The sequence below is a fragment of the Achromobacter marplatensis genome (assembly GCF_049060505.1).
Lineage (GTDB): Bacteria > Pseudomonadota > Gammaproteobacteria > Burkholderiales > Burkholderiaceae_B > Achromobacter > Achromobacter marplatensis_A.
Genome location: NZ_JBMGRB010000010.1, coordinates 94,423 through 116,294 on the forward strand (window position 1 = coordinate 94,423; position 21,872 = coordinate 116,294).

23 protein-coding genes are annotated in these 21,872 nt (G+C 65.4%); 12 read left to right on the forward strand and 11 right to left on the reverse strand.

Annotation, left to right across the window (positions count from 1 at the left end; genetic code table 11):
* The first annotated feature begins 89 nt into the window (after positions 1-89).
* From livH to ACI0FO_RS23230, 4 genes are read left to right on the forward strand one after another with little or no spacing between them, the layout of a single operon-like run.
* Positions 90-1,016: a high-affinity branched-chain amino acid ABC transporter permease LivH gene (gene livH, locus ACI0FO_RS23215; protein ID WP_105558196.1), complete on the forward strand. Its 927-nt coding sequence runs from the start codon at positions 90-92 to the stop codon at positions 1,014-1,016.
* Entirely contained in the window at positions 1,016-2,251 is a 1,236-nt protein-coding gene (locus ACI0FO_RS23220; protein ID WP_199196857.1) for a high-affinity branched-chain amino acid ABC transporter permease LivM, read from the forward strand. Before livH ends, ACI0FO_RS23220 begins: the two co-directional genes overlap by 1 nt.
* A complete protein-coding gene (gene livG, locus ACI0FO_RS23225; RefSeq protein ID WP_310028409.1) occupies positions 2,248-3,015 on the forward strand; it encodes a high-affinity branched-chain amino acid ABC transporter ATP-binding protein LivG in 768 nt (255 codons plus the stop codon). Before ACI0FO_RS23220 ends, livG begins: the two co-directional genes overlap by 4 nt.
* Positions 3,015-3,716 (forward strand): ABC transporter ATP-binding protein, encoded by a 702-nt coding sequence (locus tag ACI0FO_RS23230; protein WP_416030916.1) that lies wholly within the window; start codon positions 3,015-3,017, stop codon positions 3,714-3,716. The genes livG and ACI0FO_RS23230 overlap by 1 nt, the downstream gene beginning before the upstream one ends.
* Positions 3,717-4,044: 328 nt before the next feature.
* Here ACI0FO_RS23230 and ACI0FO_RS23235 read toward each other — a convergent pair whose 3' ends face one another.
* Genes ACI0FO_RS23235 through ACI0FO_RS23245 form a run of 3 tightly spaced genes read right to left on the reverse strand, consistent with a single transcriptional unit; the run spans position 4,045 to position 7,257 of the window.
* Positions 4,045-4,788 carry an aspartate/glutamate racemase family protein gene (locus tag ACI0FO_RS23235; protein ID WP_416030550.1) on the reverse strand — a complete coding sequence of 248 codons (744 nt, stop codon included), beginning with the start codon at positions 4,786-4,788 and terminating at the stop codon, positions 4,045-4,047.
* Between the two features lies 1 nt (position 4,789).
* Positions 4,790-6,271 carry an N-acyl-D-amino-acid deacylase family protein gene (locus tag ACI0FO_RS23240; protein WP_416030552.1) on the reverse strand — a complete coding sequence of 494 codons (1,482 nt, stop codon included), beginning with the start codon at positions 6,269-6,271 and terminating at the stop codon, positions 4,790-4,792.
* A gap of 8 nt (positions 6,272-6,279) precedes the next feature.
* Positions 6,280-7,257 (reverse strand): Bug family tripartite tricarboxylate transporter substrate binding protein, encoded by a 978-nt coding sequence (locus tag ACI0FO_RS23245; protein WP_416030554.1) that lies wholly within the window; start codon positions 7,255-7,257, stop codon positions 6,280-6,282.
* 120 nt (positions 7,258-7,377) lie between these two features.
* On the opposite strand from ACI0FO_RS23245, the gene ACI0FO_RS23250 reads away from it, so the two are divergent.
* Positions 7,378-8,346 (forward strand): LysR family transcriptional regulator, encoded by a 969-nt coding sequence (locus ACI0FO_RS23250; RefSeq protein WP_416030556.1) that lies wholly within the window; start codon positions 7,378-7,380, stop codon positions 8,344-8,346.
* Between the two features lie 50 nt (positions 8,347-8,396).
* Here ACI0FO_RS23250 and ACI0FO_RS23255 read toward each other — a convergent pair whose 3' ends face one another.
* A complete protein-coding gene (locus tag ACI0FO_RS23255; RefSeq protein ID WP_416030558.1) occupies positions 8,397-9,008 on the reverse strand; it encodes a glutathione S-transferase family protein in 612 nt (203 codons plus the stop codon).
* A gap of 141 nt (positions 9,009-9,149) precedes the next feature.
* On the opposite strand from ACI0FO_RS23255, the gene ACI0FO_RS23260 reads away from it, so the two are divergent.
* Both ACI0FO_RS23260 and ACI0FO_RS23265 read left to right on the forward strand, forming a co-directional pair.
* Positions 9,150-10,322 (forward strand): PQQ-dependent sugar dehydrogenase, encoded by a 1,173-nt coding sequence (locus ACI0FO_RS23260; RefSeq protein WP_416030560.1) that lies wholly within the window; start codon positions 9,150-9,152, stop codon positions 10,320-10,322.
* Positions 10,323-10,325: 3 nt separating this feature from the next.
* Positions 10,326-10,964 (forward strand): glutathione S-transferase family protein, encoded by a 639-nt coding sequence (locus ACI0FO_RS23265; protein ID WP_416030562.1) that lies wholly within the window; start codon positions 10,326-10,328, stop codon positions 10,962-10,964.
* 27 nt (positions 10,965-10,991) lie between these two features.
* Here the strand turns inward: ACI0FO_RS23265 and ACI0FO_RS23270 are convergent, their stop codons facing one another.
* Together ACI0FO_RS23270 and ACI0FO_RS23275 are read right to left on the reverse strand one after the other, a co-directional pair.
* Positions 10,992-11,900 (reverse strand): DMT family transporter, encoded by a 909-nt coding sequence (locus ACI0FO_RS23270; protein WP_416030564.1) that lies wholly within the window; start codon positions 11,898-11,900, stop codon positions 10,992-10,994.
* Positions 11,901-11,968: 68 nt separating this feature from the next.
* On the reverse strand, positions 11,969-12,346 hold the full coding sequence (locus tag ACI0FO_RS23275) for a DUF423 domain-containing protein (protein ID WP_416030566.1): 378 nt from the start codon (positions 12,344-12,346) through the stop codon (positions 11,969-11,971).
* Positions 12,347-12,507: 161 nt separating this feature from the next.
* On the opposite strand from ACI0FO_RS23275, the gene parS reads away from it, so the two are divergent.
* Entirely contained in the window at positions 12,508-12,993 is a 486-nt protein-coding gene (gene parS, locus ACI0FO_RS23280) for a type II toxin-antitoxin system Xre/ParS family antitoxin (protein WP_105558183.1), read from the forward strand.
* Complete coding sequence (locus tag ACI0FO_RS23285) at positions 12,990-13,502, forward strand: RES family NAD+ phosphorylase (RefSeq protein ID WP_105558182.1); 513 nt, start codon at positions 12,990-12,992, stop codon at positions 13,500-13,502. Before parS ends, ACI0FO_RS23285 begins: the two co-directional genes overlap by 4 nt.
* A 46-nt stretch (positions 13,503-13,548) precedes the next feature.
* Here the strand turns inward: ACI0FO_RS23285 and ACI0FO_RS23290 are convergent, their stop codons facing one another.
* Both ACI0FO_RS23290 and ACI0FO_RS23295 read right to left on the reverse strand, forming a co-directional pair.
* Positions 13,549-14,610, reverse strand: coding sequence for an alcohol dehydrogenase (locus ACI0FO_RS23290; protein WP_416030568.1), 1,062 nt, complete (start codon positions 14,608-14,610; stop codon positions 13,549-13,551).
* Between the two features lie 48 nt (positions 14,611-14,658).
* Positions 14,659-15,867 (reverse strand): ABC transporter substrate-binding protein, encoded by a 1,209-nt coding sequence (locus tag ACI0FO_RS23295; protein WP_416030570.1) that lies wholly within the window; start codon positions 15,865-15,867, stop codon positions 14,659-14,661.
* Positions 15,868-16,102: 235 nt separating this feature from the next.
* On the opposite strand from ACI0FO_RS23295, the gene ACI0FO_RS23300 reads away from it, so the two are divergent.
* On the forward strand, positions 16,103-16,843 hold the full coding sequence (locus tag ACI0FO_RS23300) for an IclR family transcriptional regulator (protein ID WP_416030572.1): 741 nt from the start codon (positions 16,103-16,105) through the stop codon (positions 16,841-16,843).
* Positions 16,844-16,916: 73 nt separating this feature from the next.
* Here ACI0FO_RS23300 and rocF read toward each other — a convergent pair whose 3' ends face one another.
* Positions 16,917-17,855 (reverse strand): arginase, encoded by a 939-nt coding sequence (rocF, locus tag ACI0FO_RS23305; RefSeq protein WP_416030573.1) that lies wholly within the window; start codon positions 17,853-17,855, stop codon positions 16,917-16,919.
* Positions 17,856-17,877: 22 nt separating this feature from the next.
* Positions 17,878-19,113: an ornithine--oxo-acid transaminase gene (gene rocD, locus ACI0FO_RS23310; RefSeq protein ID WP_416030574.1), complete on the reverse strand. Its 1,236-nt coding sequence runs from the start codon at positions 19,111-19,113 to the stop codon at positions 17,878-17,880.
* A 164-nt stretch (positions 19,114-19,277) separates the two neighbouring features.
* On the opposite strand from rocD, the gene ACI0FO_RS23315 reads away from it, so the two are divergent.
* Entirely contained in the window at positions 19,278-20,099 is an 822-nt protein-coding gene (locus tag ACI0FO_RS23315) for a MetQ/NlpA family ABC transporter substrate-binding protein (protein ID WP_416030576.1), read from the forward strand.
* Between the two features lie 13 nt (positions 20,100-20,112).
* Here ACI0FO_RS23315 and ACI0FO_RS23320 read toward each other — a convergent pair whose 3' ends face one another.
* Complete coding sequence (locus tag ACI0FO_RS23320; RefSeq protein ID WP_416030578.1) at positions 20,113-21,309, reverse strand: MFS transporter; 1,197 nt, start codon at positions 21,307-21,309, stop codon at positions 20,113-20,115.
* Between the two features lie 92 nt (positions 21,310-21,401).
* On the opposite strand from ACI0FO_RS23320, the gene ACI0FO_RS23325 reads away from it, so the two are divergent.
* The gene (locus ACI0FO_RS23325; protein ID WP_416030580.1) at positions 21,402-21,872 is read left to right on the forward strand and encodes an Lrp/AsnC family transcriptional regulator; all 471 of its coding nucleotides are present in this window, start codon (positions 21,402-21,404) and stop codon (positions 21,870-21,872) included.

Consider the following 21,872-nt stretch of genomic DNA (forward strand, 5'->3'; position numbering starts at 1 on the left):
AGTTGACGACAGGCCCTTATAAAATACGCCCAGGTTTCCGGCTCCGGGTCTCGCTACCGGGGCCGGAACCATTTGGAGCAAGAGAAATAATGTCCGACCTCATACCCCAACTTACCCAGCAATTCTTCAATGGATTGTCTCTGGGCGCGATCTATGCGTTGATTGCCATCGGCTACACAATGGTCTACGGCATCATCGGTATGATCAACTTCGCTCACGGCGAAATCTATATGATCGGCGCCTATGTCGGCCTGGTCACGTTGACGTCCATCGGCACCAATAGCGGCCTGCCGATGCCATTCATCATCGCGGCCATGCTGCTTGTCGCGATCACCGTGACCGGCATCTACGGCTTTTCCGTCGAACGCGTGGCGTACCGGCCCGTGCGAGGCAGCCCCCGCCTGGTGGCGCTGATCTCGGCGATCGGCATGTCGATCTTCCTGCAAAACTGGGTCGCGCTGGGCCAAGGCGCCCGCGACATGGCGGTGCCTTCGCTGGTATCGGGCGCCGTGCAGTTTCACATGGGATCCGATTTCGACGTGACGGTGCCGTATTCACGCATCATGATCATCGTCGTGACCGTCGTGCTGATGATCGGGCTGACACTGTTCATCAAGTATTCCCGCATGGGACGCGCCTCGCGCGCCTGCTCGCAGGATATGCACATGGCCAATCTGTTGGGCATCGACACCAACCGCGTGATCTCATTCACGTTCGTGATGGGCGCGATCCTGGCGGCGGTGGGCGGCGTGCTGATCGCCATCACCATCGGCAAACTGAATCCCTTCATCGGCTTCCTGGCCGGCATCAAGGCCTTTACAGCGGCGGTGCTGGGCGGCATTGGCAGCATTCCCGGCGCCATGCTGGGCGGCGTGCTGCTGGGCTTGGCCGAGACCTTCGCGGCTGCGTATATCTCGTCACAGTACAAGGACATCGTGGCGTTCTCGCTGCTGGTCCTGATTCTGTTGTTCCGTCCCACCGGGCTGCTGGGCAAACCTGAGGTGGAAAAAGTCTGATGTCGAAAAATAATCTTAAAAACGCCACGATGGCGGCCGTGTTGACGGCAGTCATCGTTACGCCGGTGTTTGGCCTGCAACTGATCCGCCAGGGCGCGCGCACTTCGATGGAATCGCACTGGGGGCTGGTGGCGCTTGCCGCGGCCGTCGTGTTTCTGTTCCAGATGCTGCGTCCGTGGATCGCCGCGCCGTTCAAGAAGCTGAAGACGTCGCTGCCGACCTTGCCGTCGGCACCCGCCAAGAGCCACAAGGGGCTGGCGCTGCTGCTTCTGGCGATCGCGGTCGTTTGGCCATTTTTCGCGGGCCGCAGTTCGGTCGACATCGCCACGCTGGTGCTGATCTACGTGATGTTGGGGCTGGGCCTGAATATCGTCGTGGGGTTCGCGGGCCTGCTGGATCTGGGTTTCGTCGGCTTCTACGCCGTGGGCGCCTACACCTACGCCTTGCTGTACCACTGGGGCGGCTGGAGCTTCTGGGAAGCGCTGCCGTTTTCGGGCGCGATGGCGGCGTTGTTCGGCTTTGTGCTGGGCTTTCCCGTGTTGCGCCTGCGGGGCGACTACCTGGCCATCGTGACGCTCGGGTTCGGTGAAATGATCCGCCTGCTGCTGATCAACCTGAACACGCTGACCGGCGGGCCGGACGGCATCTCGGGGATCCCGAAGCCCACGGTCTTTGGCCTGGAAATGACGCGCCGCGCCAGCACGGAAGGCGGCACGACGTTCCATGACTTCTTCGGCCTGACGTTCCAGAACCAGCACATGGTGATCTATCTGTACATGATGGCGCTGCTGCTGGCGTTGATCACCCTGTTCGTTTCGACGCGACTGATCCGTATGCCGGTCGGCCGCGCGTGGGAAGCACTGCGCGAAGACGAAATCGCGTGCCGGTCGCTGGGGCTGAACCCCACGCGCATCAAGCTGTCCGCGTTCACGCTGGGCGCCACCTTCGCCGGTTTCGGCGGCGCGTTCTTCGCGGCGCGCCAAGGCATGGTGAACCCGGAGTCGTTTACCTTCATCGAATCGGCGCTGATCCTGGCCATTGTGGTGTTGGGCGGCATGGGCTCGCAGGTGGGCGTGATCCTGGCGGCCGTGCTGCTGACGGTGTTGCCTGAGCTGGCGCGGGAATTCGCCGAATACCGGATGCTGATGTTCGGTCTGGTGATGGTGTTGATGATGATGTGGCGTCCGCAGGGGTTGTTGCCCATGAAGCGTCCCCACGTGGAGCTGTCTAAATGAGCGAGGCATTGCTGAAAGTATCCGGGCTCACCATGCGGTTCGGCGGCCTGCTGGCCGTCGATAGCGTGGCGTTCGAAGTCAAATCCGACGAGGTGTTCGCCATCATCGGCCCCAACGGCGCCGGCAAGACCACGGTGTTCAACTGCGTCGGCGGCTTTTATGCGCCGACTGCCGGCGACATCATCATGGACGGCAAGCCGATCACCGGCTTGCCCAGCCACAAGGTTGCGCGCCATGGACTGGTGCGCACGTTCCAGAACGTGCGGCTGTTCAAGCAGCTGACCGTGCTTGAGAACCTGCTGGTGGCGCAACACACCCAGGTGGAATCGCGGTTGCTGCCGGGCTTGTTGAAGCTGAAGGGCTACCGCCAGTCCGAAGCCGACGCGCTGTCGCGCGCCGCGCAATGGCTGGACTTCATGGGGCTGCGCGAGTTCGCCAACCGCGAAGCGGGCAACCTGGCATATGGCCACCAGCGCCGCCTGGAGATCGCGCGATGCATGATCACCAAGCCGCGCCTGCTGATGCTGGACGAGCCGGCCGCCGGCCTGAACCCCCAGGAAAAGCGCGATCTGCAATCGCTCATCGACCAACTGCGGCGCGAGTTCGGCGTCGCGGTGCTGCTGATCGAGCACGACATGAGCCTGATCATGGGCATTTCCGACCGTATCCTCGTCATGGAGCACGGCAAGCCCATCACTACCGGCACCCCCGAGCAGGTGCGCAACGACGAGCGCGTCATCAAGGCGTACCTGGGGGAGGAATGATGCTTAAGCTGGAAAACATACACACCTACTACGGCGCCATCCAGGCGTTGAACGGGGTGTCGGTGGACGTCAATAAAGGCGAAATCGTGACCTTGATCGGGGCCAACGGCGCCGGCAAGACAACGCTGCTGATGACGGTCTGCGGAAACCCCCGGGCGCGCGAAGGCAAGATCACGTTCGAAGGCGAGGACATCACCCACAAGGACACGCACCACATCATGCGCAATGGCATCGCCATTTCGCCGGAAGGGCGCCGCGTCTTCAAGGATTTGACGGTCGCTGAAAATCTGATGATGGGCGGCTTCTTTTCGAAGCGCTCGGAAATCGAGGCGGGCATCGAGCACGTCTACGGCTTGTTCCCGCGGTTGAAAGAACGTTCCACGCAGCGCGCCGGCCTGATGTCGGGCGGCGAACAGCAGATGCTGGCCATCGGCCGGGCCCTGATGACGCGTCCGCGCCTGCTGTTGCTGGACGAGCCGACGCTGGGCCTGGCACCGCTGGTGATCGCGCAGATCTTCGACATCATCCGCGAGATCCGCGAACAAGGCGTGACGGTGTTCCTGGTGGAGCAGAACGCGAACAAGGCGCTGGGCGTGGCCGATCGAGGCTATGTGCTGGAGAACGGCCGTGTCGTGCTGCAGGACACGGGCGCCAATTTGCTGGTCAACGATCAAGTCCGCAAGGCTTACCTGGGCGGCTGAGGTCGGATCGACATTCCCCGCGAAGGGAAATTCGGCGCATCGAAAGATGCGCCTTTTTTTTGCGGAGGGCGTGATGGGTTTCGCGCGCGCGGATTCGGGGTTCTTGTGGACGGCGCCTCGCGCTTCACCCATCCTACCTGGCGAAGCCCGTGAAGCGACGCCCGTGACGCGACGCCCGTGAAGCGACGCCCGTGACGCGATGCCCGTGAAGTGACGCCCGTGACGCGATGCCCGCAGGGCATGGTGTGTGGCACGGCCTGCATTCGTAGGATGGGTGGAGCGCGAGACGGACCTGCGAACGGGCTTGGCCTTCAGCGCGCGCAACCCATCACGCTGCAATCAATTGCTTCGCCAAGTCGGCTTCATAGTGCGCAATCGCGGCGCGGGCCAGCGCGTCGATCGAATCGGTGAGCGTCACGCCCAGGCTCGGGCGCAGCGCGTGCGGCACGGCCAGGGGCAGTTCGGTGCAACCAAGCACCACGGCATCGGCGCCGCGGGCCTTCAGACGCGCGATGCACTCGGCGGCCGGCGCGAACGCGGCTTCCAGCTGATTGCCTTTGACGGCGCGGATGGAGGCCATGCAGTAGCGTTCGACGTCGTCGTCGTCCGGCACGATGCACTCGTAGCCCTGGGCTTCCAAGTGCTTCTGGTACAGCCCGAGCTTCAGGGTGGCCGCGGTGCCCATCAGGCCGATGCGGCCGCGGGGCAGCCCCAGCCGGCGCAGGTCGTCGATGACCGCCTGGATGATGTGCAGCACCGGCAGACCGGTGGACGCGGCGATCTCGTCATACCAGAGGTGGGCCGTGTTGCAGGGGATGGCGATCAACTGCGCGCCCGAGGCCTCCAGGAAACGCACGCCGTCGACCATATAGGGAAGGGGGCTTTCGCCGCCGGCCATGTAGGCGCTGGAACGGTCGGGAATGCGGGGATCGTTGCGCAACAAGGTGGGGATGTGTTGCTGGTCAATCGCGGCGGGCGTCAGCGCCGCCAGGCGTAGGGCAAAGGCCGCGCCGGCCATCGGGCCCATGCCGCCCAATACACCCAGGTAGCAGCCTGGGGAAAACGTCTTCACTTTATAAACTCCGAGGTAATGCGTCGCCGGGCGTCAGGACCTGGCCCGGGCGTTCGGCGCCCGTCCGTTCCCCGTCCCACACCTGCTTGCCATTGACCCATACCGCGTGGATGCCTTGGCTTGCCTGAATGGGAGCTGAAAAAGTGGCCACATCTGTCACCGTGGCGGGATCGAACAGCACCAAGTCTGCATGATAACCCTCGTGCAGCAGTCCACGCTTGGCGATGCCATATTGGTCTGCCGCCAGGCCCGTCATCTTGTGGATGGCGGCCTCTAGCGACAGCAACTGCTGTTCGCGCACCATCGTGCGCAGAACATTGGTGAATGTGCCCCATTGGCGGGGGTGCGGATGCGGATCGAAGGGCAGGCCGTCCGACCCGACCATCGTCAACGGGTGCGCGAAGATGCGGTTGACGTCGGCGGCGTCCATCAGGAAGTAGATTGCGCCGGCGGGGGCCAGGCGCGCGACGGCGGCCTCGTCATCCAGGCCAAGCGCTTGCATGACTTCGCTGAAATCGCGGCCGGTGGCCTCAGGGTAGCCCTTGGACCAGGTGATCATCGTGCGGCTGGCCAGCCGTGCCCGGTCCAGGCGTAGCATCGTGGACGTGGCCGGATAAGGGTGGCAGTCCAGGCATACCGGCTGGCTGGCCGCCGCGCGGCTGATCAGGTCCAGGGTTTCGCGGGAGCGGCCATGATTGCGTTCGCCGGCCAGCTTGTGGTGCGAGAACACCACGCGGCAGCCGAGTTCGCGGCCAATCAGCAACGCTTCTTCCATGGCGGGAACGATGTCGTCGGCTTCGTCGCGCAGGTGGGTGGCGTACAGGCCGACCCGGCCCGATTCCCGAACGTCCTTCAGCGGCCGGCAGACGTCGATGATCTCGTCGGTGGGCGCGGCGCTGGCCGGTGGATAGAACGTGCCGGTGGAGACGCCGAAGGCGCCGGCCTCCAACGCCTCTTGCATCAAACCGCGCATCGCGGCGCGTTCGCTGTCGTCGGCGGCACGCGACGTATCGTCCATCACGGCGACACGCAGCGTCGTGTGCCCCACGAGCGGGATCACATTCACGGCGGCCGGCGTGGTGCGCAGCGCGTCCATCCAGGCCCGGAACGTGCCGAAGCGGAACAGTTCGGGCGGACCCAGCAGGTCGAGCGGCTGCGGGATCGCGTCGCGCTCAAGCGGCGCCAGGCTGATCCCGCAATTGCCGGTGACGACCGTGGTGATGCCTTGCGACACCTTGGGCAACATGTCCGGATGCGCCAGCAGGTAGCCGTCGTCGTGGGTGTGCGAATCGATGAAGCCCGGTGCCAGGGCCTTGCCCCGTCCGTCGATCACCGGCACCCCGTCCGGGTGGACGAAGCGGCCCACGGCGACGATGCGGTCGCCCAGCACGGCCAGGTCCGCCTGGCGCGCGGGGCCGCCCGAGCCATCGATAAGCGTGGCGCCCGCGACGATGAAATCGGCCTGCAAAGTGCGATCCGTCATAAGGCTGCTTAGTCCAGTTTTTCGATGCCGGCGTTGTCGATGATCTTCTGCCACTTGACCGTTTCACGATCGATCAGCTGCTTGAAGTCATCGGGCGAACCCGCAGCCGGCACCGCGCCAAGCGTGGCCAGGCCGGTGCGCACCTCGGGCGCCTGAAGGGCTTTCTGGATGGCGGCATTCAGCGTGGCCACCACCTCGGCGGGCGTGCCCTTGGGCGCCACCACGCCGCCCCACGCGACCGTTTCATAGCCCTTCAGGCCAGATTCGTCCAGCGTCGGCACGTCGGGCATCAAGGGCAGGCGTTTCAGGCTGCTGACGCCGATGGCGCGAACCTTGCCGCTCTTGACCAGGGGCGTCGCTTCCGAGGTGTTCACGAACAGGTAGTCCAGGCGGCCGCCCAGCAGGTCCTGGATGGCGGCGGGGCCGCCGTTGTACGGGATGAACATCACGTCCAGTTTGGCCATGCTTTTGAATAGCTCGCCGCCCATGTGGCCGGTGGTGCCGACGCCCGAGGCGCCGTAGGACAGGCGGCCAGGCTGCTTGCGAGCCAGGTCGATCAGGTCCTGCACGCTCTTGACCGGGGAATCGGCCGGCACGATCAATGCGTTGTACAGGTCAAACAGGTGGGCGACCGGCGTCAGGTCCTGGTCCACGTCGTAGGGCAGGCGCTTGAACAGCGAGCGGTTCACGGCTAGCGTGTTGATGTTGCCGTAGCCTACGGTGTAGCCATCGGCCGCGGCGCGCTTGACCAGTGCAATGCCGATATTGCCCGCGGCGCCCGGGCGGTTTTCGACGACCATCGTGGCGCCGGTGTCGCGGGCCAGTTGCGTCGTGATCAGGCGCGACAGCACGTCGGGCGATCCGCCCGCGGCGGACGGCACGATGAACGTGATCGGCTTGTCGGGATAGGGGCCGGCGACGGCGGCGCCGATCAGGGACGCGCTCAGGGCTAGCGCGGAAAAGCTGCGAAAAACGGTGCGGTACATGGTGGCATTCCCCTTGTTTTGTTGTGTTCAGGGGCGCAGATTACACCTGCATTGCGGCGCTGCATCATCGAAAAATGTGGCAATCCTATAATCCGCCGTTATTGATCAAGGGGAAGAAATTTGGATGCCGATGCGTATGCCGACGAGGTAGGCCCCAGTGCCGGGCGGCCTTTGAATCTGCGTCAGATCGAGGTGTTCCGGGCGATCATGATGTCGGGCTCGATCAGCGGGGCGGGGCGGATGCTGCACGTGTCGCAGCCCGCCATCAGCCGGGTGCTGGCGCTGACCGAGAGCCGCCTGGGATACCGCCTGTTCGAACGCGTGAAAAGCCGCCTGTCGCCGACGGCGGAGGCACGCCGGCTGTACGCCGAGGTGGAGCAGGTCTATGGCGGTATCCAGCGTGTGAACGATCTGGCTGCCAGCTTGGGACAGTCGGGCGCGGGCATGCTGAAGATCGTGGCCAGCGCCAGCTTCGGCCAACGGCTGGTTCCGATGGCGTTGGAGCGGTTTCGAGGGCGCAATGCGGATGCGCGGGTGGACTACCGCAGCGTCACGTTCGACGAACTGGCGGCTTACTTTCTGTCCGGACAGGCGGACATCGGCATTTCGATGCAGCCGCCCGATCATCCCAACCTGACATCGGTCCGGTTGGCGCAAGTGCCGGTGGTCTGTGTGATGCCGAAGTCCCACCCGCTGGCCCGCCATGATGTGGTGCGCCCGGAGGACTTCGCGTCGGCTGCATGGATCGGCTACCCGCGCGACACGCCGCTGGGACGGGCGTTGCAGCGGTTCTTCGGCGATGGGCCGCGATGCGCCGCCGCGGTCGAAGTGCACTCGCCCGTGACGGCCTGTTCGTTTGTGCAGCAGGGGTTGGGGCCGGCATTGGTGGACGCGTGGTGCGTGGCGCCCGACCTGGCAGCGCAGACGGTGCTGCGGCCCATCGAGCCCGCGGCCTGCGTGGAGATCTGGGCCACGCATTCGAATCTGAGCGCGCCGCCGTTATTGGCGCGGCGCTTCCTGGCGGCGGTGAAGAAAACGCTGGAGGGCGCAGCGTTCCCGGGGCCGCCAGCCGCGCCGGACAACAGCTGAATCGGCAGGGCAGCGGGGCGGGGGGAAGCCGCCCGCCGCCGGCCTTCGCGTTACAGCCCTTCGGCCTTCAGCGCGGCCTGGACGCCCTTGTCGGCTTCCATGCGCTTGAAGAATGCCGCCAGGTTGTCCTGGCCGGACAGCTCGACGCCCTTGGCATGCGCCCAGCGCAGCACCACATACAGGTAGGCGTCGGCGATGGAGGGCGCGTCGCCCGCCAGGTACGGCTTGCCGGCCAGTTGCGCGTCCAGCTGCGAGAACAGCTTGGTCAGCAACTTCGAAGCCGAATCGGCCAGTTCTTTCTGCGCGCCTTCGTCGCTCAGGAAGCGGGACGCGCCGAAGATCATCGCGAACGTCTTGTGGATGTCGGAGTTGATGAAGCCCAGCCAGCGGCGCACTTCCGCGCGCGAACGCGCCGTGCCGTCGCCCAGCAGCTTGCTTTGCGGGGCCTGTTCGGCGATGTATTCGAGAATCGCGGCGTTCTGCGTCACGGTCCAATCGCCGTCGACCAGCGCGGGCACGGCGCCCAGCGGATTCACTTTCAGAAAGTCAGTACCCTTGAGCTCCTCGCGGCTGAGCTTGTGCGTCTCGTAAGGTTTGCCGACCCACTCCAGGACGATGTGGGAAGCAAGCGAGCACGCGCCGGGCATGTAGTACAGTTTCATGTGATGGGGTCTCCTGAGAGGAAGGACGGGAGGCACCCGTCCCTGGGCGCTATGGTACGCCAACCGTGGCCGAGGCCGAGGCCGCGTCATCTTGCCATGCCATCCGTGCCCGCATTCAACCCCGTTGCGCCGGAGATGTCCATGCAGTCACGCACCGCCGCGAGCACGCGCGCGATTCCCCTGTTTGTATCGTCGTTGCTGGCCGTCGTGGGCGCCTTCCACGCCGCGTCGCCCGCGCGCGCCGCCCAGGAGCCGCCATCAGTGGCCGCCCGCGTCACGCCTGTCGTGGGCGGGTTGGATCATCCTTGGGCCATGGCCTTCCTGCCCGACGGCGGGATGTTGATCACCGAGCGGCCCGGCAATCTACGCTTGCTCCGCACGCCGGGCGGGCTATCCAAGCCGCTCTCGGGGGTGCCTAAGGTCGCGGCCTCGGGGCAGGGCGGCTTGCTGGACGTGGCGCTGTCGCCGGACTTCGCCACCGATCGTTATGTGTATTTGTCTTACGCCGAGTCCGACGGCAATAAAAGCGGCACGGTCGTCGGACGCGGACGTTTGGCCGACGACGCCACGGGCCTGCAGGATTTCAAGGTGTTGTTCCGCCAGACCCCCAAGCTATCGTCGGGCCAGCATTTCGGTGCGCGCCTGGTATTCGACGGCAAGGGGTATCTGTTCATCGCGCTTGGCGAGAACAACCAACGCCCGACTGCGCAAGACCTCGACAAGCTGCAAGGCAAGGTGGTGAGGCTGAAAGCCGACGGCTCGGTGCCGTCCGACAATCCCTTTGCCGGCAAGGCGGGCGCGCGGCCCGAGATCTGGTCTTACGGACACCGCAACCCGCAGGGAATGGCGTTGAACCCGTGGTCCGGCGACCTTTGGGAAAACGAGCACGGCCCGCGCGGCGGCGACGAGATCAACCTAGTCAAGCCGGGCAAGAACTACGGTTGGCCGTTGGCGACCTACGGCATCAACTATTCGGGCCTGTCGATCCCCGAGGCCAAGGGCGAAACCGCGCCCGGGACCGAGCCGCCGCTGTTCTGGTGGGCCAAGTCTCCCGCGATCAGCGGCATGGCCTTCTATAGCGCCGACCGCTTTCCGGCGTGGCGGAACTCGTTGTTCATCGGCGCGCTGGCCAATCAGAATTTGATCCGCCTGACGCTGGATGGCAATCGGGTGGTGGGGCAGGAATGGTTGCTGGTGGACCGCAAAAGCCGGATACGCGATGTCCGGCAGGGGCCGGACGGATATGTCTATGTGCTGACCGACGCATCTCCCGGGCAATTGCTGCGGATCGCGCCGGCGGAATCGGGAGAGTGAGTGATGAAGACGTATGAACTGATCGGATCCGCGGGCTGCGGCTCGGCCATCGTCGAGATGGCGCTGGCGCTGGCCAACGTGCCGCATACGCTGACGGACGTGCCGTACCTGAAACCCGGCCCGGAGCGCGACAGGCTGCTGCATCTGAACCCGCTGGGCCAAGTGCCGACGCTGATCACGCCCGACGGCGAGGTCATGACGGAAAGTGCGGCGATGATCCTGCACTTGCATGACGTGGCGCCGCAGGCGGGTCTGGCGCCACCGCCCGACAAGCCGGAGCGCGTGCACTTCCTGAATCTGTTGTTGCGGCTGGTCGCCGCCGTCTATCCGACCTTCACCTACGGCGATGACCCGCCGCAATGGACGACGGAGGGCGCGGCGGCGGACCTGCTGCGGGAGCGCGTGCATACGCGTCGGGCCGAACTGTGGCAGGAGCTTGAGCGCCAGGCCGGCGCCCCCCACATGCTGGGCCGCCGGTTTTCGGCGTTGGACCTGTACGTGACCGTGATGACGCATTGGCGGCCAGGGCAGGCATGGTTTGGCGCTAACTGCCCGGCATTGACAGCGGTGGCGCGTGAAGCTGCCTTGGAGCCGAACGTGGCGCGGGTGCTCCGGCGGAATTTTCCGCCGCCCACGGAATAGCCGCAACGGCCGGCCCGCCGCAAGGTGTCATGCCTTGCCGCGCCGTTTGCCTTTGGCTCGCGCTTCGCGCACCGCGATGTAGACGCCGCTGCCGGCGATGAACAGCGCACCCAGGTAGGCGTAGGCGTCCGGCGCTTCGCGCCAGAAAATCCACCCCAGGATCGTCGCCCAGATCAAGCCGGTGTAGTCGAACGGGGCGACGACCGAGGCCGGGCCGATGCGAAAGCCCTGCGTGATCAGCGCCAGGCCCAGCGTGCTGAACAGCGCCACGCCGCCGAAGTAAGGCAGGTCCTCCATCGCCGGCGTCTGCCATACCCAAGGCAGGCCGATCGCGCTGCAAACCAGTTGCCCCAGGACGATGTAGAACGTGGTCGTCAGCATGCCTTCGCCGCGACTGATGCCGCGCGCCGTGATCATCATGACGGCGTACAGCAAGGCCGTCGTCAGCGGCAGCAGCGTGGCGGGCTGGAAGGCGGCCGAGCCCGGACGCACGACGATCAACACCCCCGCGAAACCAGCCAGCACGGCCAGCCAGCGCTTGCCGTCCACCCGTTCTTTCAGGATCAACACGGACAGCGCGGTGACGAACAGTGGCGCGGCGAACGCGATAGCGGTGGCTTCGGCCAGCGGCAGCGCCCGCAGGCCCAGATAGAAGCAACAGGCGGACACCACGTTGATCGCGCCGCGTGTCAGGTGCAGGCCCGGATGGGTGGTGCGCAGCACCCGGCGGCCTCCCAGCCACAAGGCCAGCGTCATGACGAAGGGCAAGGCGATCAAGGCGCGCAGGAACAGGATCTGCAACGGGTTGTAATGCGCGCCCAGCCACTTGGCGTTGGCGTCGCTTAGCGTCAGGAAGAAGATACCGCCCACCACGCAGGCGATGCCTGCGGCGGCGGAGCGGTCCCGGGCGGCGGGTAGTACGGTCGAGGAAGACATCAGAAACCTGCAAGGGCGGCGGTTCCTGCCGCCGTGGAAAATAAGGGACGTGTGGGGCGCGCGAAAAGTCAGCCCTGGGCGCGGTAGGCGGCCAGCGCCACCATCGCCCACGCAGCAAGGAACGCCACGCCGCCCAAGGGCGTGACGGCGCCGAGCCAGTGCGTGCCGGTCAGCGACAGAAGGTACAGGCTGCCTGAGAACAGCACGATGCCCACGAACATGACCACGCCGGCCGCCGACAGCAGCGGCGAGCCGAACCGGGCGCCCAGCAGGGCGATGATGAACAGGCCCATGGCGTGGATCAGGTGGTACAGCACCCCCGTCTGCCAGACGGACAGCAATTCCGGCGTCAGCATGCGCTTTAACCCATGCGCGCCGAAGGCGCCGGCGCCCACTGCCACCATGAGGTTCAACGCCGCGAGTATCGTGAGCTGCCGGTCCGTCATTGCTTGTCCTTTTCCTTGTCTGTGATCGTGTGTAACGCCGCCTATGATATGCCCAAATTCGGTGCATGCCGGGGCGGGCGGCGTGCCGATGGGCAACCGGCCTGGAAATGGCATTCCAAATGGGATATCATAAATTCTGTTTGGAATTTCTTGGGGCGTTCATGACTATCGCCATCGTTGGAAAAGCGGCTGACAAACGCGGCGCTTCCGTCAAGCGTCCGCCGCGTCACACGGCGGTCCGGGCCAAGCAACTGTTCCAGGAACTGGTGGACAGCCCGCTGAGTGACATCGCGCGCGATGTGCGCCGGGGGTTGCCGGCGCAGATGGTGGACGACGCCGCCGACTTCCTGCAAGTGCCCAAGTCGGAAATCATGGCCATCACCGAGGTCAAGGCGGCCTCGTTGTCGCGGTGGACGCGCGAGGGGCAAATGCTGCCCCTGGGCGAATCCGATCGCCTGGCGCGCGTTGCGCGTGTGGCGCGGGTTGCCCGCCAAGTGCTGGGCAGCGACGAAGAAGCGGTGTTGTGGCTGAACACGCCGGTGCCCGCCTTGGGGAACGTCAAGCCCTTGTCGTTGCTGACCTCGGACGCCAGCAGCCGCATCGTTGAAGACACCCTGGCGCGCGCGGCCGCCGGCGTCTACGCATGACGGAGTTCGTGTCGCTGTGGCGCATCGGCACGACGGCCGGCAAGTACCGGGCCGACGATTTAAGCGGCGCGGGCGCCGCCGCGGTGGGTGGCCGCTACAACAGCCCAGGCACGGCGGTGGTATATACGTCGTCCAGCGTCGCGCTGGCCGTGCTCGAGACCGTGGTGCATTTCGCGGCCCGCGCATCCGAGCAGGCCAACCGCTATCTGATTGAGCTTGCCGTGCCGCGCGCCATCCATGAGGCCCGCCAGGCCCTGACGCTAGGCCAACTGCAGGAAGACTATCCGTTCTGGGAGGCGGTGCCGTTCGCCGAAGCCTCGCAGGCCGTGGGCGACAACTGGGTGGCGTCGGGCGTATCGGCGCTGCTGGAACTGCCCAGCGCCATCGTGCCGTATCGCGGCGTGCCCGACTGCAATTTGCTGATCAATCCTGCGCATCCGGACGCCGAGCATATTGTCGTGGTCCGGCGCGAACGGTTCATCTACGATCCGCGCTTGCGGCCGGGCTGAGCCCGCCCGGCGCCAAGCGCGGCGCCTTGCCATTGCGGGCCAGGGGTCAATCGACCGTCAGCACGGCCCGGCCGACCACCTTGCCGGCGCGCAGCGCGGACAGCACGCTGTCGGCTTCGGCCAGCGCGTGGCGGTGGACCGGCATCGGCGGCACCTTGCCTGCCTGCACCAGCTCCATCAATTCTTGCAGCTCGGTCAGATTGCCAACGTAGCTGCCGATGATGGACATGGCCTTCATTGGAATTAGCGCGATGGGCCACGACGAGGCGCCGCCGAACAGCCCGACGATGATGAGTTTGCCGCCCTTGGTCAGGAAGTCGAAGGCGAGCGAGGTGGTAGCGGGCGCGCCGACCAGGTCGATCGCTGCCTGGACGGGTTTGCCGCCCGCCGCTTTGATGATCTGCTGCGCGGCATCCGGCGCGGCGCCGTCGATCGCGGCCAGCGCACCGGCTTCCAGCGCGGCCTGGCGTTTGGCGGGGTCGATGTCGACCACGATTGCGCCCGCGCCGCCCAGCGCCTTGATCAAGGTCAGGCTCATCAGGCCCAGGCCGCCGGCGCCAAAGATCACGACCGGATGTTCGCGGTAGATGTCCGCGCCGATTTTCTTCAGGGCGGAATAGGTGGTCAGCCCCGAGCAGGCGTAGGGCGCGATCTGCGCCGGATCCAGCTCGCCGATGTCGATCAGGTACTTGGGATGCGGCACCACGATGTGGTCGGCATAGCCGCCTGCGCGGTGCACGCCCAGGCAGGCGGGGGCGCTGCAATGGTTTTCCATGCCCGACACGCAAGACGGGCATTTGCCGCAGCCGATCCACGGATAGACGAGGTAGTTGCGGTTGTCCGAAAGCCCCGAGGCCTCCGGGCCTGCCGCGACGACGGTGCCTACGGTTTCGTGGCCCATCGTCAGCGGCAACGACACGCCGCGATCCTTCAGCGCCAGCGTGCGGCCCTGGCCCAGGTCGTAGCCGCCTTCCCACAAGTGGATATCGCTGTGGCAAACCCCCGCCGCGCGGACCTTCAGCAGCACCTGCGTCCCTTGCGGGGTGGGCGTGGGCTGGTTCATTTCCTGCAAGGGTTCGCGGAAGTTGACGACGCAATAGCACTTCATGGGATGTCTCCTTTAGTGATTCTTATGGCCGGGGCACTGCGTGGGGCATTATTTCTTGACCAGCGGACATTCGCTATCGGCAAGCGACACGAATACCTTTTCGCCAGGCACGGTTGAAAGGATACGGTAGAAGTCGCCGGGGTACTTGGACTCGGCGGGTTTCTTCACTTCAACCAGATACAGGTCCATGATGACGCGGCCGTCCTCGGGACGGATCCGGGCATTCTTGATCAGTTTGGTGGTGATGGGCAACTCGCGCATCTTCTTATTGACCGCGGCGCCCTCGAACGTGCCGGCCGCCTGGGCGGCTTGCAGGTAATGGGTCGTGGCGACGTAGCTAAGCGCCTGCACGATGGAAGGCGGACGCGTGACGCCCATCTTCTTCTGCCAGCGTTGCGTCCAGGCGCGGGTGTCTTCGTCGGCATCCCAGTAGAACCCGGTGGGGAAGGTCAGGCCCTGGGCGACCGGCAGGCCCATCGCTTGCACGTCGTTGATGAAGGTCAGGAAGGTCAGCAGGCGCTGCTTGCCGCCGGTCAAGCCGAATTCCTGCGCTTGTTTGATCAGGTTGACGAGGTCTCCGCCCGCGCTGGCCAGGCCCACGACGTCGGCCTTGGAAGATTGCGCCTGCACCAGGAACGACGCGAAGTCCATGGCGCCCAGCGGGTGGCGCGTGCTGCCCACGACTTTGCCGCCCGCGTTTTGCACAAAGCGGCTGGCATTGCTTTCCAGCGATTTTCCAAAGACGTAATCGGTGGTGATGAAATACCAGGACTTGCCGCCGCTTTCCACGACGCTCTTCACGACCGCATTGGCTAGCGCGTAAGTGTCGGGCGCCCATTGGGTGCTGAGGTTGCTGCATTGCTTGCCGCTGAAGTCGCCGGCGAACCCGCCGCTGATCAACGCCGTGCCGCCTTTCTCGCGGGCCACGCCCTGGGCCGCCAGGCCGGCTGAGCTGGCGCCGCCGTCCACCACCGCGACAAGGCCTTGCGTATCGAACCAGCGGCGGACCAGCGCCGAGGCCACATCGGCCTTGTTCTGGTTGTCGGCCCCGATCACTTCGACGGTCTTGCCCGCCACTTTGCCGCCGAAATCCTCGACGGCCATCCGCACGGCCATCTCGGAGCCTTGTCCGCCCAGGTCCGAATAGATGCCGGAACGGTCGTTGGACACGCCCAGGCGAACCACATCCGATTGCGCTTGGGCCGCGGACGCGGCCATCACGGCGGCGACGGCCGCCAGCAGGGGTTTGATACGCATCTGTCTGTCTCCCAGCCCCGCCAAGGGCCGAATATTGGAATTGTGGTGATGACGCGGTTTCGCGGGTCGCGGCGCCCGTTCTCCAGCCGGCTGAAATGTATTTCCTATTGGTGAATAGAAATTCCTGTGCAAGAATTTAGGTTCGCACATATGAAATGTCAACATAGTGGATTACCTAGCAGATTTCCCTATTTTCTAAGGGCAGATCCGCACAGGCGCGAACCGGGACAACACCATGGAAGTGAAACTTGTCGTGCGGACGCTGGAACTGATCGAGCTGTTCGCGCAGACGCGGCGGCCGATGCCGCTGACCGAATTGGCGCAGGGCTTGGGCGCCCCGATGTCCAGCTGCCTGGCGCTTGTGCGCACGTTGGTCGCACGCGGCTATCTGTATGAAGTGCGCCGCCGCGGAGGGTATTACCCCACCGCCAAACTGCACGCATTAAGCGCGCAGATACAGACCGGCGATCCGTGGCTGGAGCATGTGCGGCCGCATCTGGCCGCCTTGCGCGATGCGGCCAACGAAACGGTGATGCTGGGCAAAATCCAGGATGGCGCCGTGGTGTTCCTTGACGTGGTGGAGTCGACCCATCCCGTGCACTATGCGGCCCGCCCGGGCGAACGCCGGCCGATCCATACCAGCGCGGTCGCACGCGCCATCCTGGCGCAGCTGGGGCCGGCGGAACGGGAAAGCATACTGGCGGTGGCAGACTACGCGCGCCATACCGAGCGCACGTTGGTCACGCGCGATGCCCTGCGCGCCGAGGTCGAGCGGACGCACGCGCAAGGATGGGCGGCGAACGTGGGGGAAAGCGTGGCCGACCTGACCGGGCTGGCGGTTGCGCTGGATCTGGGCGGGGAATGGTACGCGTTGTGCATGGCGGGGCCGACGCAGCGCGTGTGGGAACAGCGTGAGCAGAATCTGCGCCATCTGCATGCGGCGGCAGAGGCGGTCCGCCGCGCGCGGGCCGGCTAGGCGCGGCGCGCTTGAGCAGGCCAGGCTCGACGCGCGTGAGCGGGCTAGGCCCAGCGCACGGGCGTGCGACGGATCAAGTGCCGCGGCGCATCAAAGTGGACTTGCCGAACAGGCTTTCGATCAGGTCCACCGCCAGTTCCGCCGTCTTGTTGCGCACGTCCAGCGCGGGGTTCAGCTCCACGACGTCCAGCGATCGCATCAGGCCGGTGTCGGCGATCATTTCCATGCATAGCTGCGCTTCGCGATAGGTGGGGCCGCCGGGCACCGTCGTGCCGACGCCGGGCGCGATTTCGGGGTCCAGGAAATCCACGTCGAAGCTCACGTGCAGATGCGTGTCGGCGTCCAGGCCGGCCAGCGCGGCGTCCATAGTCGCGCGCATGCCCATTTCGTCCAGATAGCGCATGTCGAACACTTCCAGCCCGGCCTCGTGGACCAATTGCTTTTCGCCCTGGTCCACGCTGCGGATGCCGATCTGGCGGACCCAGCCCGGCTCAATGTCTGGCGTTTGGCCGGACATGCCGGTGATCTGCGACGGGCCATAGCCGCACAGGCACGCCACCGGCATGCCATGCACATTGCCGGTGGGGGTCAACGCGTTCGTATTGAAATCGGCGTGGGCGTCCAGCCACAGCACGCGCAGCTTCTTACCCGTTTCGCGGCAGTGGCGCGCCACGGCGCTGATCGACCCGATACCCAGGCAGTGGTCGCCGCCCAGCAGGATGGGCAGGCGGCCTTGCGCCAGTTCGGCATAGACGGCATCGTGCACGGCCTGGTTCCACGCCGTGACTTCTTCCAGATGGCGATAGCCGTCCACCGGCGGCAGCCACGGGTTGGCGGGGCCGTATAGATTGCCGCGGTCCGTTACCTGAAAGCCTTGCGCTTCGATGACGGGGCCCAGGTCCGCCACGCGCAAGGCTTCGGGGCCCATCGACGCGCCGCGCGCGCCCGCGCCGATATCGGTCGGCGCGCCGATCAGGGTGATTTGAGTGGGCAAGCTGGCGGTGTTTTGCACGGGGCAGGCTCCGGTGAGTGCTTCAAGGGGCGGATAGTACCGCGGCAAGCTGGTCGCACGCCCAGTCGACTTGTTCGCGCTTGATGATCAGCGGCGGCGACAGGCGCAGCGTATGGCCGTGGGTGTCCTTGGCCAGCATGCCTCGTGCCTGCAGGCGTTCGCTGAAGCGGCGCGCGCCGCCGGCGTCGGGCTCCAATTCCACCGCCAGCATCAGGCCGCGGCCGCGCACCTCGCGCACGGGGCCGGGCAACGCGTGCAGGCGCTCAAGGAAATAAGCGCCAACAGCCGCCGCGTTGTCGATCATGCCTTCGTCGGTCAACACCTGCAGGGCGGCGCGGGCCACGGCGCAGGCGAGTGGGTTGCCGCCAAAGGTGCTGCCATGCTGGCCCGGCTGGAACACGCCCAGCACGTCGGCGTTGGACAGGACGGCGGACACCGGGTAGAAGCCGCCTGACAGCGCTTTGCCGATCAGCGTGACATCGGCCTCGATGCCCTCGTGCTCTTCGGCCAGCAGCTTGCCCGTGCGGCCCAGTCCGGTCTGGATCTCGTCAAGGATCAGCGTGATGCCGCGTTCGGTGCAACGTTGGCGCACCTGGGTGAAGTAGCCGGCGGGCGGCAGCACCACGCCCGCCTCGCCCTGGATGGGTTCTACCAGGAAGGCGACGGTGTTTGGCGTAATGGCGGCGTCAAACGCCTGGAAATCGCCGAAAGGCACGACTTTGAAGCCGGGGGCGAAGGGGCCGTAGCTGCCGTAGGCATCCGGGTCGGTGGAGAAGCCCACGATACCCAGCGTGCGGCCATGGAAGTTGTCGGCGCAGACGATGATTTCAGCCTGATCCGGCGGCACCCCACGGACCTCGTAACCCCACTTGCGCACCGCTTTGATGGCGGTTTCCACGGCTTCCGCGCCGCTATTCATCGGCAGGATCTTGTGCGCGCCCGTTAACCGCGCCAGGTCTTCATAGAACGGCGCCATCTGGTCGTGGCGGAACGCGCGAGAGGTCAGCGTGAGTTTTTGCGCTTGCTCGACCATGGCGGCCAGAATGCGGGGGTGGCAGTGGCCCTGGTTGACGGCGGAATAGGCCGACAGGCAATCCAGGTATCTGCGGCCATCGACGTCATAGACCCAGATCCCGCTGCCGCGGGCAATCACCACATCAAGGGGATGGTAGTTGTGCGCGCCCAGCTGGTCTTCGATCTGGTCGCGGCGGCGGGCGGCGGACCGCGCGCCGGGCAGGGTGGTCAGCACGGCATTCATGTGGACCTCCGGAGGGACGGATTGCGACCATCTTAGCGCTTGTGCCGGCGTGCCGGCATTGCCATTGCGTGACAATGGCCTTTCATGGGGCGGCGCGCAAGGTGCTGCACAATAACGCCTGGGCCGGCGCGGGGCCGGTTTTTCAAGACTCCTGGATACGCTTCATGCTTCTTAAGCACCTGCTTTTCAAACTGGCGCGCGGCGCGGCCGTGGCGGCCCTGGGCGTGGCGGCGTCCGCCGCCGCCATCGCGCAAGAAAAACCTTTGCGCATCGGCGTGATTCCCAGCGTGGCGAACGAAGCGACCGAGTTGGCGATTGCACAGGCGAAGAAACAAGGCCTGGACGTGAAGCTGGTGGAGTTCAACGATTGGGTGCTGCCCAATATCGCCGTGGCGGACGGCTCGGTCGACGCGAATTTCTTCCAGCACGAGCCCTTTCTGCAGTTGTTCAACCAGCGGCGCGGCGCGAATCTGATGCCCATTGCTTATGGTTATTCGACCACGATCGGCCTGTTTTCGAAGAAACTGAAAAAGGGCGACACGGTGCCGGACGGGGCGACCATCGCGGTGCCCAACGACCCTGTGAACACCGGGCGGGCCTTGCTGCTGCTGGAGTCGATCGGGTTGATCAAGCTGAAACCGGGCGTGGCGCATCAGGCCACGCTGGAAGACGTCGTGCACAACCCCAAGAAAGTGAAGTTCGTGCAGATCGAAGGCTCGCAATCGGCACGCACGTTCGACGATGTGACGGCCTCGGTAACCTACACCACGTTCGCCAAACAGGCGGGGTTGAATGAGAAGGATGGCTTGGCGTTCGACAATACCGATTCCGCCAGCATCCGCCGCTACGCGATCCGTTGGGTGACCACGCCCGACAAGGCGCAGGACCCGCGGCTGCTGAAGTTCATTGCCATTTATCAGAATTCGCCGGAAGTCAAAAGCACGCTGAAACGTCTGTACGGCGACCTGATCAGTTTTCCCTGGTAATCCCGCGCGGCGTTCAGGCCGTGGCTTCGCCGCGCGTGGCGCGGCGGCCGTTCAAGCGCCAGTGCAGGCCGACGGCGGCCGCGCCGACGGCCGCTGACGCGCATAGCCCCAAGGTGTCGAACCCGGCGTGCGTATACAGCGTGCCGGCGATGGCCGTGCCCACGCTGGCGCCCAAATAGGTGATGCAGGTGTTCAGGCCCAGCACCGCGCCGCGTTCTTCCGGGCGTGCCCGCGCCAACAGCAGCACCAGCAGGTTCAGGCTCAGTTGCGACGCGGCGCCCCACAACGCCGCGATGATCAGCACGGCGGCCAGCGCATGCGCAGCGGGCAGCAACGCCAGATAGACCAGCGCGATCACACCCAACGCCAGCGGCAAGGCGCGGCGCGGTCCCAACCGCTCGATGAGCGGCGCGCCCGCGATGCCCGCCACCAGAAACCCGGCGCCATAGGCGAACGCAATGAAGCCGACCTGACCTGCGGACAAACCCAGCAAGGTGCGGACATGGTCCGCCAGGAAGGCGTACATGCCGTAGAAGGCCGACGAGAATGCCAGGCAGCCCAGCAGCAGAATGGGCACATCGCGGTAAGACAAGGGCACCAGCAAGCGCGACAGGCGTAGCGGCGCCGGGTTTTCCGCGCGGCGTTCCGGCAGCTTGCGCAGACCCATCAGGGCGATCGCGGCGCACAGGGCCAGGACGCCATAGGTGGCGCGCCACCCCACGGCGTCGGAAATCAGCGCGGACAGCGGCACGCCGGCCACCAAAGACACCGACCAGCCGGCAATGACGCGGCCCAGGGTGCGCGCTTCGTGGCCGGGCGGCGCGACCAACGAGGCCGAGCCATAGGCCGCGGGCAGAATGACGCCAGCGGCAGCGCCGGCCAGGGCTTGCGCCAGGGTCAGCACGATCCAGTGCGGCGCGCTGGCGGACAGGGCCAGGGCGGCGATCAATGCGACCATCGCGCCCAGCAAGGCGCGGCGGATGCCGATGCGGTCGATGCGCGCGGCCAGGAAGAACGCGCTGGCAGCGGTGGCAGCGCCATAAGCCGAGATGGCGGTGCTGATGGTCAGGGCCGACGTCGAGAATGAACGCGCGACATCGCTCAAGATGGGGCTAAGCGCCAGACCATTCGAGCCGACGACGCTGACGGCGAACATCAATGCGGGGACGGAAGAGGGCGTGCGGGTGTTGCGATTGCTACGATTCTGCATGCCGGGAATTTTATTGGAATAAAATAAGGGTTAACGCTGATTTTTCCTTATTCCATAAAAGTTCGAATGCCGTAAGGCAGAACCTGATTCCGATGCCAGACCTGGACGACCGCGACCGAAAACTATTAACGCTGCTGGCCGACGACGCCACGCCGAGTTATGCCGAATTAGGCAAAATGCTGAACCTTTCCGCGCCGGCGGTGCACGAACGGGTCAAGCGGCTTAAGCGCGACGGCTTGATCAAGGGCATCGCGGCCAAGCTGGACGGCGCCCGGATCGGCCGCCCACTGCTGGCGTTCGTACACGTGGACACCAACAACTGGAGCATCACGCAACAGGTGCTGGGGTTGGCGGAATTGACCGAAGTGGAAGAGATCCACACGATCACGGGAAAAAGCGCCATGTTGTTGAAGGTGCGCGTGCGCGACACCCAGGCGCTGGAGCTATTGCTGGCGCGCATCCACAAGATCGACGGCATCACGAACACCACCAGCGATATCGCGCTGACCAGCTATCTGGAACGCGGGCCGCTGCCGGACACCACGCCCGAGGTGGGCGCGTAA